This window comes from Psychromonas sp. SP041 (assembly GCF_000470315.2).
Taxonomy (GTDB): domain Bacteria; phylum Pseudomonadota; class Gammaproteobacteria; order Enterobacterales; family Psychromonadaceae; genus Psychromonas.
This window is the reverse complement of record NZ_CBRF02000004.1, coordinates 112,478-130,202: the sequence shown is the minus strand read 5'-3', so window position 1 is coordinate 130,202 and position 17,725 is coordinate 112,478. Positions and strand designations below refer to the sequence as shown.

Below are 17,725 nucleotides of genomic sequence, written 5' to 3'. Positions count from 1 at the left end.
ATTTAACACAAGAGAGCATTCAGATGGGAAGAGCATATCAAAACAAAAAATTAGACATGGCAAAAACGGCTGGCGCTAAAACTAAAGTTTACTCAAAATACGGTAAAGAAATATATGTTTGTGCAAAAAATGGTGGATTTGATCCAGACGGTAACCTAACACTTCGTCGATTAATTGATAAAGCTAAAAAAGATCAAGTACCTGCACATGTTATTGACCGAGCGATTGATAAAGCAAAAGGTGGCGGTGGAGAAGATTATGTACGTGCAAGCTACGAAGGTTTTGGACCTGGTGGTTGCTCTGTCATTGTTGACTGTTTAACTGATAATGGTAACCGTACTTGGACTGATGTTCGTAACTGTTTCAATAAAACAGGTGCAAAAATAGGCTCTCCAGGCACCGTTGCTCACATGTTCGAACATCAAGCTGTATTTGTATTTGATGGTGAAGATGACGAAGCTGTGCTTGAAGAATTAATGATGGCTGATGTTGATGTGGTAGATGTAGTCGCTGAAGACGGTAAAATATCTGTATTCTGCCCTCACACTGAATTTAACAATGCAAAAGTAGCATTGCATGCTATTTACCCAGAGACAGAGCTTGAAGTTGAAGAAATCACTTATGTGCCACAATCTGATACTGAAGTCACTGAAGAACATGTTGAGAAGTTTGAAAAATTCTTAGAAATGTTAGACGAATGCGATGATGTACAAAATGTATATCATAATGGGATTATACCTGAGTAGATTTATCGACTGATTATCCATTATTAATGACTATCAATGATGAGTGCTAAATAGCGTTAATAATGTTGATAGTGTTGATAGTGTCTAAAATAACTAAAAGCCACGTTTTAATAACGTGGCTTTTTTATTACTAGTACTTTATTTGCAACATTTCATTACGAAAGCCTTATTGCTAAAGCTTTCGACAATATAACGAGTAATGAATGATATCGACTCTTACTCACCACAGCCTAATGCTAATAAGGTGGCGTTTCCTCCGACCGCAGTGACATTGGTTGTTAAGGTTTTTTCGGTAATAAAACGTAAGACTAAACTTTGGTCTCGTACCATTTCTAACCCCTCCAAATCCGTTTCCACAATTAATAATGCAATTTGTCCATCACGCTCTGCTAACACTCGATTTAAACGAATAGCTTCTGCTTCACTGCCTACGTAACCGACACCAGCAATAGACGGATTAATAATAACCTTTTCAAGTTCACTATTATCTTTTACAGTAACAATTGGCATTTCAATATCAGAAAAAGTACAAACTTGCTCAAGCGTACTGATTATATCTTCATGTTCAGGTAGTGCAGCCATTACCACACTGTTGCCTGCCACAAGCGCACAACTTACCAACGCAATAAATGCTTCGATAGGTGCGTCTTGCTCAGCCATGATCACAAAAGGACCACGTCCAGAAGTACTTAATACATTGCTTTCCCCTGTCGGACCTGGCATCTCTTCTCCTGAAGAGATAAGCGGTACAGCATGTAAACTATGGAAATCAACCATTTGCCCCGGCAATAGCCCTAAACTGTGTTGCAACTTTAATAGTTCGCTCCATTGGCTGATTAATGTAATACGTTGTTCAATCTCAATCGCATTCCAAGTTAACCATGCTGATGTTGCTTTCTTAATGACTGATGTTGATTGTTGGTCATTTGAATCTTGAATTGATTTAGACATGATTAACTCCTTTATACTGTTTCAAAATTGATAGGATCTGTTTTATCAGTATCCATCACAACCGAATTTAATACTTGCTTAGTAAAGCGGTGAATATAACGTGATCCACCAGCTTTAGGTCCTGTGCCAGATAGCCCCTGCCCACCAAATGGTTGTACACCAACGACCGCGCCAACTTGGTCACGATTGATATAACAGTTTCCAACACGACTTGAGTTAGCAATTTGCGTATAAGTTGTTTCATTACGACTGTGTATACCCATGGTTAAACCAAAACCAGTATTATTAATTTGATCGACTACTTGTTCTAATTCAGATGATTTAAAACGAATAATATGCAAGATAGGACCGAACTGCTCTTCCGTTAGTTGCCCTAAATGATCTATTTCGATTGCCGTTGGTGGAACAAAGTCGCCTTTACTACAACTATCGTTGAGTTCAACCTGTGCTAATAGCGTATTTTGTTTAGCCATCTTTTGTATATGTTCAGTCAATTTGTCTTTAGCCGCTTTATCAATAACCGGCCCCACATCCGTACTATGTAAATAAGGTAAACCAACTGATAACTCTTTCATTGCGCCTTTGATTAATTCAATCACACGTTCAGCAATGTCTTCTTGAATAAACAACACACGTAATGCAGAACAACGCTGACCTGCTGATGCGAACGCAGAACGAACAACGTCACGAACAACTTGCTCTGGTAATGCAGTACTATCAACAATCATGGCATTTTGACCGCCCGTTTCAGCAACAAAAGTCGCAGGTAAAGCGTCTCTTTTAGCTAAATTACGGTTAATTGCTTGAGCAGTATTTGTTGAACCTGTAAATACAACACCCGCAATACGTGTATCAGACGTTAAAGCAGAGCCAATTTCAGCCCCATTACCGGTTAACAAATGAATGGCTTGCTCTGGGAACCCCGCTTCTAACATTAATGATACAGCGCGCGCTGCAATTAATGACGTTTGTTCAGCAGGTTTTGCAATCACAGTATTACCAGTGACTAACGCAGCACTAATTTGGCCAAGGAAAATCGCTAACGGAAAATTCCATGGGCTGATACAAACAAATACGCCCTTACCTTTACGACGAACTTCTTGAATGATGTTATCAAAGCTCACATTTGCTTCACTGAATGAAAGACTGTAAATAGCTTGTTGACCATAGTAACGACAGAAGTCTACTGCTTCTCGCACTTCATCAATACAATCATGAATTGTTTTACCTGCTTCTTGATGACATAACGCAATCAATTCAGGCATATTCTCTTCAAGTAGGTCAGCTAAGTTATATAAACATTGAGCACGTTGATCAACTTCAGTATTATTCCAATATTCATAATAACTGTGTGCGCTTGTTAAGGCTGTTTCAATCATCTCAGGCGTTGAGAACAAAACTGAACCCACATCAATGCTGCGGTCATAAGGTGCAGTACAACGCTGTAAAGTTGCATCATGTGCCGCATCAGTATGCATTACACCATCGACAATCGGTCCTGCTTGCCAATAATGTCCATCGAAAGCTTGAATTTCTTTTTCTAACGGCGCTAGCTCACTTTCAATATCAATATTAACGCTACGTGAGTTTTTTCTATCAGTAAAAATAGACGGTGGTAAAACGATCAAACTGTTATGCAATGTAGGACGTCTTAACAAAGTATCCACTGGATGCTCTGTTAACTCTTCAATAGGACAATTAGCGTCAACGAGTCTATGCACAAATGAACTGTTAGCACCATTTTCTAATAAACGTCTTACTAGGTATGGTAAAAGATCTTTATGGTTACCTACTGGTGCATAGATACGCACATTACTCTTGAACATCTCCATCACATGATAATATAAAGCGTCTCCCATGCCATGTAAGCGTTGAAACTCATAAGACTGATGTTGTGCCATTGTTGTTATCGCAGCAACGGTGTGAGCATTGTGAGTCGCAAATTGAGGGTATATAAGTCCTTCAATATGTGCACTTAATAGAAAACGAGCACAAGCAAGATAAGAAACGTCAGTTGCTTCTTTACGTGTATACACCGGATAGTCTGCAAAACCATTTTGTTGAGATAATTTAATTTCAGTATCCCAGTAAGCGCCTTTCACTAAACGTAAAGGGATCACATCCCCCTGTTCCTTTGCTAAAGCAGCTAACCATGCCAATACAGGTAATGCGCGCTTACTGTATGTTTGAATAACAATGCCTAACTTTCCCCAACCTTGTGTTGTAGGATGACGATATAATTTTTCAAATAAATGCAAGGACAACTCTAACCGATCTGCTTCTTCTGCATCAATGGTTAAACCTACTTTTAATTCACGTGCTTTTTCAATGAGTAACAACACCGTATCAAACATCTCTGTCATAACTCGCTCTCTATTAGCGACTTCGTAACGAGGATGTAATGCAGAAAGCTTAATAGAAACAGTCGCAGCGTTGGTTTGATCTGCTTGATTTAACGATCTATGCCCTACTGATTCAATGGCTGTCATATAATCATTAAAGTATTTTTTAGCATCACTTGCTGTCAGAGCTGACTCACCCAACATATCAAATGAATAACTGCTGCCTTGGTCGATAAAAGACTGACCATTCTTTTGTGCCTCTTCAATACTACGACCCAGTACAAACTGATGTCCCATTATTTTCATTGCTTGATTCATTGCTTGACGAATCACCGGCTCAGACAACTTATTAACAAGGTTACCAAGCACACTAGTCACATTCTTTTTAGTGGTTTTCTCTATATTGACAATTTTACCTGTTAACAATAATCCCCACGTTGACGCATTAACAAAGACCGAGTCAGATTTTTTAAGATGTGACTTCCAATCAGCAACACTTAGCTTGTCTTTAATAAGTGCATCAGCCGTTTCTTTATCTGGCACACGCATTAATGCTTCCGCTAAACACATCAGTAAAATACCTTCTTTGGTATCTAAACTGTATTCAACCAATAAGGCATCAATCATATGCACTGCATTCTTATCTTTACGCACACGTTTAATCAAATCAGCCGCATGATCATTAATTAAATTAAACTCATCCTTTGACGGTGTCGCTAATGGTAATAGCTGTTGTAACCAAAATGACTCATCCACCATATACAATGGTGATATTAGAGACCATAACGTCGCTAAGTCAGACTCTATAAAATCTTCACGTAGAGTATCTACAGCAATAAATGATGACATAAGCAATTCTCCTAAAAGTCATAGCATTGGTTAAGGCTATGTTAAATAAATATGACTAATTTTCGATAGTATTTCTAATTGAATAGAATTTCTTATCAAAAACTACGATTGATATGTCTAAAAGTACGATGAGATTTTTTATGTGACAAACGTCACATAAAGATTAATGGCGAAACTTGGAAGGAGAAGTGCCTTGTAGCTTTGTAAAACTATGCGTAAAGCTACTTTGGTTTGCAAAGCCACTCGCGCTAGCGATTGAAGCTAAGGTTAACGAATTATCTTCTAATAACTCTTTAGCCAAATTAAAACGCATCTGCAATATATATTGATGAGGAGTTAGACCAACTTGTTGCTTGAAAAGAAGGTGAAATTGGCTTTCACCTAAGAAGACACAGCCCGCTAACTGAGCGACTGTAATTTTAGTAGAAATTTGCTGAATAATGAAATTATCAATAATCGCCATATTGATTCTACTTCTTGGTATTAGCTTCTGAGGATATTCAGTATTAACGTGACGCTGTAGTAAAGCAATAATAGTGTTTTTACAGGCATCAGTGACCAATAAATCATCAGGTGATTGACGGATTTCTTTAACGAGTAACTGTAATAAACATTGAAACTGATTATCGATTTTAAAATAATGATTATTGTTAAAAATAGGCTCAATACGTTCGTGGGTATATTTATCTAAACTGCTTTGATTAGGTAGGTTTAACGTTAATATTTCAGACTCTCCAATACCGTTGAATGCATGGCCAGATGAAGCCGTTACAATACACCCCTGTCCAGGTACGATTAGGTTTTGTAGTCCCTCAATACTAAATTCAGAATAGCCTTTTAATGCAATCACTAACTGATGATGATCGTGATCATGCTGTTGTACTTCATTGGGTAAAGTAATAACTTCAACGGGACGGACAGGTCCTGGGTCAGGTGGTTTCATAATGACTCCATTAAACAATTACAAACGACTATCTATTGTAAAAACACATAAAAAACTAATTATAAAAATCATGTCGATTTAATACTAATTCGAATATTAAAATAGTCCAATGAGATCATTAAAATAATCAATAAATTAGTTTCAAAAAATTATTCCTGAGAGTAAGCATTAATTAAAAATCTAGCAACAAAAATTTAATTAAAAAGTCATAGAAAATCATTAATTATTTTAATTAATGTCAGGTAAGCGAAAAAGGTAATTGAAACTCATTGAGAAAGATAAAAAATGAGTAAAAATCGCTATGCAAAGAGATTGATGTGAGGTGATCTATAAAAATAGAAAGGTAAACTAAAGGAAGTATTAAGTCGGTGTATTCTTGTGGCGCGCATGATTGATTATAGTGAATAATGATTAAACACTAAAATAGAAACCATCAATAGATAACGGCTTTAATTCAGAAACTGAATTAAAGGCTAAGTTATCAATATTAGTGGATATATAAACATTATTTCGTATTTGAAATACTAGAGTAATCGCTATTGGAAGCGTCTTACTAGTGAATATCACTTACTAAGAATGACAATGAAACTTAGTGATACCATTAAGCCTCACTAAAGTATTATTCTTTATATAAATTATTAAATCCTTTTACGCTAAACCCATTTAATAATTGATCGCCTACCTTTAACACAGGTACACCTCGGTAGCCGGTTTTAGCAAACTCTTTTTGCCCTGCAGGGCTTTTAACATCCACTAATCTAAACGCTATTTTTTGCTGTTCAAGATATTGCTTTGCTGTTTTGCAGTGAGGGCAATTAGCCATAGAAAATAAAGTAATACGCTTCATATAAAGATTCCTAAAATATTCGAGAGCAAAGTAGAAAGAACAGGTGTCAATTTGAACGTGCTATACAGCCTATTCAAATTGACACTTATCTACTATTTGTTAAGACGATTAATGACCACAACCACCTTTAGCATGTGCATGACCGTGTGATAACTCGTCTTCAGTTGCAGCACGAACACTCACTACTTCAATATTGAAGGTTAATGTTTTACCTGCAAAAGGATGGTTTAAATCACAATCAGCATTGAAGCGCCCTACTTTAATAAGTGTGACTTCTTGCTTACCTTGGTTAGATTCAACAACCGCCGTCATACCTGCAGTCCATTTTTTAGCACCTTGTAAATGCTTAAGTGGAATACGTTGTAAAGCACCTTCACGGCGTTCACCGTATGATTCTTGTGGCGTTAATGTCACTTCAAATTTATCACCCACTGTTTTGTCAACAAATCCTAATTCCATTTTTTCAAATAAACCACCAGCACCGTGAAGATAAATCAATGGGTTATTACCTGCACTATCTTCTAATAGTTCAGTGCCTTCAGTAAGACGATAGTGAAATTCGACGACGCTATTTTTAGCTATTTGCATTTTCTTTCCTTTTAAATATTGATTCTTTTTATCTTAATTATAAATTAAATAAAAGATAAATAAGAGTTTATAAATTAATGTTTACGATATGTGCAGAGACTTCATTAGTGATTTTTTACTAACAAGTCTTCGCCATTTTTAATTGTTGGTTAATGATGTAACTGGTTAATGATGTAATTAGTTAATGATGTATTTAATCTAATGTAAATACCGACAAAGGTATTTGGTGAGCTAATATATGCTCTTGTTTAATCGTTTGTCTTTGTGCTGACATCGCTGTAAATAACTTATCAAGTTCTAATGGGAAATCACCTTGATTACTTTTATTCATCAAGTATTGCTTAGCAGTGGATTGTTTAAAATAGTCGAAATCATGTCCACCTACATTAAAGTTTATCAAAGCATGGGCGTTAGGCGATAAAATGGCAGATGCACCACTGGTGATAGCAATCTTAATACCTTCAGGGTCAACGTCAGCAAAGCATAATAATTGATGAGATCCTTTAAAGCGTCTAAAGAAATCATAAGCACGACCCGTACTTTGTTCTCGCTTTACGTCTCCACGGTAAACCCATAGAGCATTCACTAAGTGTTTCGCATTATCCATTAACACGAGCTTATTTAAATTGGCCATCACCGCCAGATTTTCAACCAACACAATGTGTTTATGCTCTATGGTCTCTATCTTATTCGCATTGATATAAATACCCAGTGATGAAAACGCATTAATATCTAAGCTTTTTGAATTAATGTGTAAGGTGTTCAATGAATTAACTAATACAAAATCTTTACTAACAGCCAGTGCATTGGCTTTTTCATCATTATGGTAGGCAGCAACCTCTATTCTAGATTGCTGTTCAGGGTAAGCATCAAAAAGGAGATCAACATTTAATTGTGACTTAACTAATTGAATTATTGCTGCTCTGTCTTTTTCAGTATAAAGCCAATAGCCATTAACAATGCGCCCAATTCGATGCGCATCAACCAGCCATTGACAACTTTTGGCCATCTTAACATTGCCAAGGTCAGCTTTAAGGTGTTTAGCAAAGAAGTTGTATTGTATTTTATTAAAATGATGACCGTTCATCGTTAGTTCACTTTTACTACAATGTCACTATAAGACCAGTTATGAGAGATACCGGCTAACTGTTTTCCTTTGGGCTTTATATCAATCAATGCTTGTTGGGCATTGGTTAGCTTACAGTAACTACTAAACACTAACTCAACCCACGCAACAGGTTCTATATGTTGCTTTTCACGATGCCATTCAGGTAATGCTTCTTGCCAATAACTCACTGCAGAAACAGCCTCGTTAGTCGTGATCGCGAGTTCAAATAAGCGTTCAGTTTGTTCTTCAAAGTAATCATAGCTAAAGCTCATTGGTACATTGTCTAAAACTTCAACGGAAGACGTTTCACGCGCGGAAGGTTTAGTCACGCTATTAAGCTTGCGTAATGATTGCACTATTTCTATTAAAGCTTGCTCATGCGCAGTTTCTTTAACATTAATATAAGACTTAATCGGCATAGGCGCTGCAAATCGTAGCGATTTAGGCAAGGCTTTGTCTTCGAAGATCGTCTCATTAATTTCAAATTCAGGATGCTTATTTAAGTATCGCGCCATATTACGCAATAAACTTGCCTGTTTTTCATCGCGTCTTAATTTGAATAAGCTAAGGCGCATACTATCAATGATAAAACGCAATCGAGGTAACGTTTGATTAAACCAGTAAATAAAGCCACTAATTTTACGTGCTAATTCAACAGGACAAGCCCAATTCATCCACTCGTAACAGGTTTCAGGGTCTATCTGTTGTAACTCAGTTAATAGTTTTTGTGCATAGGTTAACGCGCGTTCATTTTCACGGACTTTAGCGCTGATGGTCGACACAAAACCAAACTGACTAGAAATCGCATAATGCATATTATCTAAGCTAACGTTTAGATTATCTTTCGCTTCATATAAGAGATCGTCTAACTGATCTAAGTAATATTCAGCATCATCTTGCTGGTCGCCAATCACTGACAGTCGGTAATCATTCACCGTATCTTCTAAAACATCAATGACCTTACCCATATCGGTTAGCTGACGGTAACTGCTTTGTTTACGCATTAAACGATTAAGCATACGCTTAAGTTCAGCACTCACTCGGTAATCACCCGGCTCATCATCAGGTCTAAGTAATGACTTTTTATGTAATGCCGCTATTTTACGAGCATCGTCACCATCACCTTGCACTGAGCCAAAAACATAAGCTTCTGCTAATAATTGATCATTACTGCCTAGTTGACGTAATAATTCAGCAACATCTTTTGTATCATAACCGGCCATTAGAACAATAACTCTTCTTGTTGTTGCTCTACTGTTTCTGGTAATTCAATACGTTCAGAATCATTTAAAAACTCGATAAGCAAATACACTAAGTCAAAACGCGCCGTTGCAAAGTAACGACTACTACCCGTATTTTTACGTACGAAGTAGCCTAACTCTTCTAATTTATGAAAGACAAACACTAACTGTTCGCGGCTTTCCAGTTTATTGGTTTTAAAAGGTTTGATGGCCGTTAAATGACGTAACTGTTCACGTAGCGTTTGATCATGTTCAAAAGGGTCAAATAAATCATTAATGTTGATGATAGATTTAGCATGAATAGGTAAATCTGTTTGACTGGCCGTTAAAATTAGCTCTAAAAATTCAACTAATGGGCGAAACATGCCTCTGATATCAGTAAACAAAGCACTGAGTTCAGCAGTGTTATTACTGTCCACTTCATTGAAAGTGCAATAGAAAGCATCTGCACTGTCTAAATAAGTTAATTGACGGTCTAGATTTGATAAAAAATCCGTGACACGATCTTGATTCGATTGGGCTTGTAAAAACAAGTATTCGTCTGCAAAGCCTGTTTCACAAATAACGGCACCAGTCAGTAAGTGTTGTACTGTTTGTTTAAACATCTTGGCTCTCCGTCTGTGTTGTTTCAGTAGTCATTGCCGTATTATTTGTTTCTTCACTATTATTTGTTTCTTCAACATCCAAGTGTAAAGAAGCTTTTTCCACTGATTCAACAGCTAATGACTCTGCATTTAATGTGTCAGATACTTGCTTACGTTTTAATAGTAATTCATCTAAACGCGACGTTGGAATATGCGCATGGAAAATCTTATTGTCTTTGATTTTATAATGACGTTGATATAACGACAATATATGGCGATCCGTTGAAGGAGAAGCCGATAACATGGTAATCGCATTATCATTAAACATCGTTAATAGTAGATCGATATTCTCTGCGGCTAGCTCACCTAATTCATCTACCGGTAGAATGATTTGTGTTTGTGTATCACTCTCGCCTCTTAACATGCCTAATATGCCAGCATATAAAGACAACATCGCTAAATAGGATAACCCTGTCGAGCTGATCTTTTTAAGTTGTCTAGCATTACGAGCATGCTTTAACTGCCCTTTTTCAGAGATAGTAAACTCAATATCAAACAACTGATGATGCGCTAATGCAAAGCCATCACTTGGTAAATAAGCAGACAGTTTTTGCATTGCCACGATTAAGTCGTCTGGGATATCACCGACGCCTTCACGTAGATCATCACGATACTTATCAAATAACTTTGCAAACTGTTGTAACGGTCCCCAGTAATCAAGCTCTTCTTGCTTCATCACGGTATTCACATTGATATCTGCTAATGCTTCAAAGTGTGCCAATTTGGTCACGTTACTTGATAATTGTTTGCCAATGCTTTTAATACGACGCGCAAAGTGTTCAATGTGCTGATAAAACTCATTGATCATATTGGCGTTAACCGTCACTAATTGATACGTATTTTTTTGTTTTTGAACGGCGCTACTCAGTAAATCTGCAATAGGATGTTGATATTTAAATAAGCTACGTGCGCCTTTATAAATATCATTATCTGCCACTAACTTAACCCAGTTTTCATACAGTTCACTATTACCGTTGTTTTTACCAAAGGCCGTATTAAATTGTGTAATTTGGCTTTGTAAGCGTTTGTCGATCACTTTGAATTGTTTGATCCAATCACCACAGAACGTGACGGTTAAATCGGCATTATTATGAGGTTCAGTATCAGATAATATTGCTTCAATACCATATTGCTCACACTCTCGCTGTGCTAAACCAAGTTGTAGCAACAAATCAGCATCATCATTTAATTGTTGTGATACTTTTTTATGTAACTTCTGCTTTTCGCTAATTAAATGAGTTTTTTCAATGGTGACATCAGATAAGTTGTTTTCAAGACCACGCTTTTGCACTTCACGGTTTTGATTCTGTTCAACCAGTTGATCGCGATGAATATAACGCTCATTCATGAATTGTTGGTATTCACGCGCTTTACGCGCCCAAACAGCACAAGCTTCAAGCTGTTCAGTTAATTCAACTCGTTGTTTAATACGTTTATCCACTTCACCATCTGGATCTAACTTGTCTAAGGCTTGATCACGTTGTTGTTTATAATCTTTTTGACGTGTTTTAGCACTCTCTAGAATAGAAGCTAATTGCTCTTCTAATTGCTCTAATTGGCTATCACGGTCAGACTCAATCACCATACGTTGATCTAGCATTTGATTGTTAAGATCAAAACGTTGTTCTTGTTGTAACGCTTTAAACTCTTCTAATTTAACTTGTTGTTGTTTAATTTTAGTATTGAGTTTTTTAATATTATCTTCAAACGCTAACGCAGCCTGTTTTAAATAACGTTGCTTTTTAATGTCGAGGTTTTCTTGTTGCGTTTTAAACTGCTCACGTTTCAATTCTGCTTTTTGTAAGCTTTGCTTACGTTCACTGATCAGCAGTTGTTGATTATTAATCTGTTTATTAAGTTCACTTAACTGTGTGCTTAACGCTTCACCCTGCTGATTCAAGGTGGTAATTTTTACTTCGATTTCATTTAATTTCTCACGTAACTCGTTTTCATTCAGCTGCAAGTCATTATCTTGTAGTTGGTCCAAGTCGATTTGTAATCCAAATAAACTAAGAGGAGAGTCTTGCACTAACCATTGAGGTGTTAAATCTTTGCGTGCTAATTGCTCTGCAGACAAGACTCGCCCAATATTATCTTTCCAGCCCGCAGCTTGGCTTTCATTGGTTAAGAAGTGCTGAAGTGAATCTACTTCAGGTAATAATTGCAGTTGTAATTGTTGGCGAGATTTTTTAGAACTGTCGAGTTGGCGATTGTTTTTAGTATGTTGATCTAATAATAACAGACGCTGTTTATCGAATGTATTTAACTGTTCGTTATCACTACTGAGTACTTGTAATAGATCGCTTAAGTTATCTTTCACTTCAGACATATTACGTTGGTTAAGCTCAATCTCAGCTTGTAACTCAGGATCGACTTTAATGCTTTGTTGTTCCATCTCCAGCATTTTTAACTGGTTTTGTAAGGTCTGTAGATCCATATTAAGTTTTAAATAGCTTTCGTTTAATTGCTCATTTAATTTACTTAACTGACCTTGGTAAGTCTCAGAGATAATAGACAGCTGAACACTGGCTTGATCTTTCACTTTTGCCACTTGTTCATTATTACGCGCTTCATCTTTTACTTTCTGTAAGGTTAACGCTTGTAGCAAAGATTCGAATTTAGATTGGACTTTATTTAGGTTACCTTCAAAGGCTTCAATGATTTCATTAACATCATTAAGTGCTTGTTGGTAACGAGGTGCATTATCAGCTTGAAGTTGAAAGCTAGCCGCATCGTTATCGTCGAATTTTAATTTATCGTCATCTAATAAATCGATACGACTTTGATCGGCTTCTATTTTAGCCAACAGTTTACTGATCTCAGTTTGTAACAAACTACTTTGTTCTTTTAACTGTTTATCTAATGTCGTTATTTCATCTTTGAATTGAGATTTTTGCTCACTACGCTGCGTTTGCAATGAAGAAATTGTTTGTTGATGAGCTAACATTTCTGCATGCAAATGTTGTAATTTAACTAATAAATTGTCTAACTGCGTAAAGTCCGTTTGCCACAGTGCAATTTTATCACTTACTTTTTGAATAGAACGACTGGCTTGAATATCCGCTAACCATAAGCTTATATCTTGCTTATTAAGTGTTATTTGCTCTTTTTCTTCACCTACTGACCTTGCGATATGGTCGCTAGCAATAGCCACCAGCATTTGTTTTACCGCATCAAAATCCAGGTTCTTTTCAATCGTGCCGTTAACCACTTTATCTAAATGAGGTGTTGCTAGGTCACTAAAAGAGAATCTGTTTTGTAGTTGTCTTACTTCTTTAACTTTACGACCACTGCGTAAGTTTTGAATCACTTGACGATATTTATCAACACCTAAATAAACTGAACACTCAACGCCTAGGTTGCGATAAACTCTTTCTACTTCAGAGACAGTTAAAGGAATTTGGTTATCACCAATAAAGAGATGACTATCAAAACCACTATCAATGAATTTAAACTGTACGCCACGTCCATCTGAACTGGCTAATGCCATACATGTTTGACCGCCTGGACGTTGGTATTCATAAACCAACATACTCGAGTCTCTTGGAAGGTAATAATCAGCAAAATTCTTAGCTTGGTCAACCTTACTCACGATATCACTTGGGCGCATTCCATAGAATAGAGGCAATAATCGCATTAACGATGTTTTACCCGCACCATTAGTCCCTTCAAGCTGAGTATGACCAGATAAATCTAACTCGTTAACTTGTCCTTTCCAAAAGCTATCGATAATAATAATACGTAATAATTGATAGACTTGTTGTGCCATGGAAGTTCCTTGTTAACTAAAATATATGAAAGAAGAGAGATAAATACTGCGTTATTCTAACGGTATAAAAATACGACGCAAAAAACTCATCAATTTATCGTTCTTAAGCAATTTTGTCGACCAGTTTTAAGTCAGATATTACGTTAATTTTAATAATTGCAGGATATCTAAGCAATACCGACATCTAATGGGTTTTAATCTGTAAAAAATAGCTACGTTTCAATACCGATAACATTTCACTCGGTTTTGAGCGGTGGATAACCCCCGCATCAAATTACAACATTGAAAGCACTATGTGCTCCATTTTATATGCACGGCAGTCCCTTACTAATGATGAAGACAATATAAGCTTTGACTGTGACTCTACTCTTCATTCTTTTCATCGATCGACTATTTACTCTTTTCGTCATTACATTATTCATTAGATAAGAAAATAAATGCCAACGTTTATAATTTAAATACAACCTCACAAAAAATACCCAATATAGAGTAGATTTGTCATAAAAAACAAACTAACATCAATTATTTAGAAGCATACCCGTTTATTAAAAGGACGTTCAAACATGAATAATAAATCAATATTAGCATTAAGTATTATGGGGGCATTATTCGCTTCAAATGTAAGCGCGGCGAATAAAGTAGCCGATGCACGTGGTAATGCAATGGGTAATACAGGCGTGGCGTCTGCCGATTACCTCACAGCACCATTTTATAACCCAGCATTAACCGCAAGTTACAAAGATGAAGATGACTTTGGTATTTTTCTGGGATTAGAAGTTTCAGTTAATGACCAAAACGACGCTATTAGCGTTATTGACGACCTTCAATATCATATCGATGATAATAATCAAAGTGCGATTAATCAAAGCCTTAACGAACTCGATGGTGCTGAACCGGTACGAGTGAATGCTGGTATCGATTTGGCCATCGCATTACCAACTGATATTGTTGCTTCTAATTTATTTGTACATAGTTACGCTGAAATAGTCGCCACTACCGATATAACTAATAATGATTACCAAAATTCAACGGTCGATTTAGTTGCATTTGGATACATTGAGCTTGGTTTGGCCTTAGCAAAACAATTTCAAATATCAGGCGAGCATTTCTCTTTTGGTATAACGCCTAAATATCAACAAATGACGACCTATGCTCAAGTGGCTACTGTTGAGGACTTTGATGTTGATGACTACGATGAAAGTGAAACAACAAAAAGTGCATTTAACGTTGATTTAGGTGCCGTATGGTACAAAGAAGACTTCCGTGTTGCTTTGGCAGTTAAAGATCTAATTGCACAAGAAATCGATGTGTCAGATAACCAAGGTAATATAAATGGTACTTATAATCTCGACACACAGGTTACTGTCGGGGTTGCTTATGACACTGATTACTTTGTTGCCGCTATTGATGCAGATTTAACGAAACAAACACGTTTTGAAAATATTGATACCAATGACGATACACAATTCATCAGGTTCGGTATTGAAGGAAATGCTTGGGGTTGGGCACAATTACGTGCTGGTTACGAAATTGATTTAGAAGAAACACTGGATAATTCAATCACTGCAGGTATTGGCATCAGCCCTTTTGATGTGGTTAGTGTGGATATTGCAGGCTCATACGCAGGTGAAAACCAAGTAGGCGTTTCAGCTAACTTAGCTTTTACTTTTTAATACTTTTTAATACAAGATTTAATGTGGAAACGGAATGACATACTGTCTAAAGGCTGTATGCCATTCCGTTTAAAACCATGTCATTTAATTTAAAGCGCTACCATTCCGTTTAAAACAATCAAGACTCAGATCATTAAAAATAGAAGGTTGAATGGAATACCGAATAAAATGCTAAATAGATGACCAAACAAGTTACGTTTCTAGTTCGTTAGCCTTTATGCTAAATCCTCTATTATCTATGCAATTAGCCAGACATTAACTTTTAACCAATAGACAACTCGCTAATAGATCAGCAAAAAATGGGCTACCCTTCTTATTTAGAAACTCGATATTCCTGTCTGGAATTCCATCAACATCAGGATGTGCTGCAATTGCTTTTTCCATGCTGCTTTCTCTAATGATATGTAAGGTGGGATAAGGAGAACGGTTACTGTAATTGGATGCAGCTTCTTCAGGATCACCTTCAAAACAATAATCAGGATGGAAATGTGCTAACTGATAAACGCCTTCATAATGACTCATTTGTAATAAGTGATTAGATAAGTAAACAAGATCTAAGAAACTATCAAAGTCGGTACACGCTTCACTCAAAATCAATAACGTAGTTTCAGTCTGTTCATTATTATCAAGAAAGACACACTCTTCCGTTAAGCGGTCGAGTACACCTTCAATGTCTGTACTGTTGTCTTCGCAATAACGAATACTGCCTCTATCCATCTCTTTTTTAGCAAAAGGACAAATATTGTATTTCACGATCACTTTATTGACCCACGCTTGAGTACTACTTACTACGTCCACATTGTTCCCTTCTTATTAATAGCAAACTATTAGATTGTTAAACGGTTTATCCACTTTGCTACTTACTTACTTACTTACTTAGTTATTTAACTACTTAACTATTTTTTCAGTTATGTAATTATTTATATTTTGTGAAGATAAAGAATGACATAAGCCTTTATTTACTCACGAGCTGTTTATTATTATTTAAAATCTTTTCTGCACTTTTATAACCTAAATCAATCATTTCTCTTGCACGGTCAAATTCTAATGTGCCACAAGCATTCCGTGCGATGACAATATTATAATCTGCAGGATAAGCGGCTAATTTTAGGCGTGCAATAGTACTTTGCATCGCATCAAAAGCTTGGTCTGCAATATCGTAAGCTTCTAGGCTTGAAGGTTTAGGCACAATACCACCTAAATTATCACTTAATTGTTTAATATAATGTCCAATCTTCTGTTGAAAAGATAACTCATCAACACTGGTCAACACTTCACTTAGCGTGTCAGGTTCAGGGCAGTTATGATTCATTTCACCGCCTAGATTTACGGCAATAATACAATCAGTCTGATCACTAAACGTCGGCGCAATTGGCACAGGATTTAAGACCCCTCCATCGATAAGTTGAACCCCTTTCCTTAACACAGGCGTAAAGAACAGCGGTAATGAGATAGAAGCGCGAATCGCATCAAATAAACAACCAGAGTTTATCCATACTTCTTTTTCATTTTCAATATCAGCCGCTACCGCAGTGAATTTAAGGGGCAGCCCTTCTATTGGCTGATCACCTAATAATTCTCTTAACGTATCAATGATTTTATCACCACGTAATAAACCACTAGAGGTCCAAGAAATATCTAATAATGAGATAATCGATAGTTTATCTAAGCCACATACCCATTGCTCAAACTCATCTAATTTACCGGCCGCAAACACTCCACCAATAAGTGCCCCAATTGAGCATCCTGAAATTGATTTAATGTGATAATCATTTTCCACCAACCATCTAATAATACCGATATGAGCCATACCACGCGCACCGCCACTACCAAGTACCAACGAAATATTTTTATCTGACGTACATGTAGTTCCAGTGATATCGATATGCATAAAAAACCTTAGAGTAACAAAGAGTAATTAGTTTAAAGAAGTTTACCTCTATTATGAAGTTTTTAAGTGAGTTTAATGGAAGCAATGACCTATATAGCCTAGATTTTAACGGATCTTCCATACTCTTTTTATC

Annotated in this window: 13 protein-coding genes; 2 read left to right on the top strand and 11 right to left on the bottom strand. The window is 36.5% G+C overall.

The window, feature by feature from the left end; genetic code table 11:
- The first annotated feature begins 23 nt into the window (after positions 1–23).
- Entirely contained in the window at positions 24–746 is a 723-nt protein-coding gene (locus SP041_RS03725; protein WP_025562689.1) for a YebC/PmpR family DNA-binding transcriptional regulator, read from the top strand.
- Between the two features lie 216 nt (positions 747–962).
- Here SP041_RS03725 and SP041_RS03720 read toward each other — a convergent pair whose 3' ends face one another.
- The 9 genes from SP041_RS03720 to SP041_RS03680 all read right to left on the bottom strand — a co-directional run bounded on the left by SP041_RS03720 (position 963) and on the right by SP041_RS03680 (position 14,028).
- Complete coding sequence (locus tag SP041_RS03720; protein WP_025562691.1) at positions 963–1,697, bottom strand: hypothetical protein; 735 nt, start codon at positions 1,695–1,697, stop codon at positions 963–965.
- A gap of 11 nt (positions 1,698–1,708) precedes the next feature.
- On the bottom strand, positions 1,709–4,888 hold the full coding sequence (gene putA / locus SP041_RS03715) for a bifunctional proline dehydrogenase/L-glutamate gamma-semialdehyde dehydrogenase PutA (protein WP_025562692.1): 3,180 nt from the start codon (positions 4,886–4,888) through the stop codon (positions 1,709–1,711).
- 163 nt (positions 4,889–5,051) lie between these two features.
- Positions 5,052–5,831, bottom strand: coding sequence for an AraC family transcriptional regulator (locus SP041_RS03710; protein WP_025562693.1), 780 nt, complete (start codon positions 5,829–5,831; stop codon positions 5,052–5,054).
- 619 nt (positions 5,832–6,450) lie between these two features.
- Positions 6,451–6,678 (bottom strand): glutaredoxin family protein, encoded by a 228-nt coding sequence (locus tag SP041_RS03705; protein ID WP_025562694.1) that lies wholly within the window; start codon positions 6,676–6,678, stop codon positions 6,451–6,453.
- Positions 6,679–6,786: 108 nt separating this feature from the next.
- A complete protein-coding gene (locus SP041_RS03700) occupies positions 6,787–7,266 on the bottom strand; it encodes a peptidylprolyl isomerase (RefSeq protein ID WP_025562695.1) in 480 nt (159 codons plus the stop codon).
- A 193-nt stretch (positions 7,267–7,459) separates the two neighbouring features.
- A complete protein-coding gene (locus tag SP041_RS03695; protein WP_025562696.1) occupies positions 7,460–8,353 on the bottom strand; it encodes a hypothetical protein in 894 nt (297 codons plus the stop codon).
- 2 nt (positions 8,354–8,355) lie between these two features.
- Entirely contained in the window at positions 8,356–9,597 is a 1,242-nt protein-coding gene (locus SP041_RS03690; protein WP_025562698.1) for a hypothetical protein, read from the bottom strand.
- The gene (locus SP041_RS03685; RefSeq protein WP_025562699.1) at positions 9,597–10,220 is read right to left on the bottom strand and encodes a hypothetical protein; all 624 of its coding nucleotides are present in this window, start codon (positions 10,218–10,220) and stop codon (positions 9,597–9,599) included. Before SP041_RS03685 ends, SP041_RS03690 begins: the two co-directional genes overlap by 1 nt.
- Positions 10,213–14,028 carry an ATP-binding protein gene (locus SP041_RS03680; RefSeq protein ID WP_025562700.1) on the bottom strand — a complete coding sequence of 1,272 codons (3,816 nt, stop codon included), beginning with the start codon at positions 14,026–14,028 and terminating at the stop codon, positions 10,213–10,215. Before SP041_RS03680 ends, SP041_RS03685 begins: the two co-directional genes overlap by 8 nt.
- Before the next feature lie 563 nt (positions 14,029–14,591).
- On the opposite strand from SP041_RS03680, the gene SP041_RS03675 reads away from it, so the two are divergent.
- Positions 14,592–15,701 carry a conjugal transfer protein TraF gene (locus tag SP041_RS03675; RefSeq protein WP_025562701.1) on the top strand — a complete coding sequence of 370 codons (1,110 nt, stop codon included), beginning with the start codon at positions 14,592–14,594 and terminating at the stop codon, positions 15,699–15,701.
- Positions 15,702–15,956: 255 nt separating this feature from the next.
- On the opposite strand, the gene SP041_RS03670 is transcribed toward SP041_RS03675, so the two are convergent.
- Together SP041_RS03670 and SP041_RS03665 are read right to left on the bottom strand one after the other, a co-directional pair.
- Positions 15,957–16,499 carry a DUF1415 domain-containing protein gene (locus SP041_RS03670; protein WP_025562702.1) on the bottom strand — a complete coding sequence of 181 codons (543 nt, stop codon included), beginning with the start codon at positions 16,497–16,499 and terminating at the stop codon, positions 15,957–15,959.
- Between the two features lie 157 nt (positions 16,500–16,656).
- Complete coding sequence (locus tag SP041_RS03665) at positions 16,657–17,592, bottom strand: patatin-like phospholipase family protein (protein ID WP_025562703.1); 936 nt, start codon at positions 17,590–17,592, stop codon at positions 16,657–16,659.
- Positions 17,593–17,725: the final 133 nt, after the last annotated feature.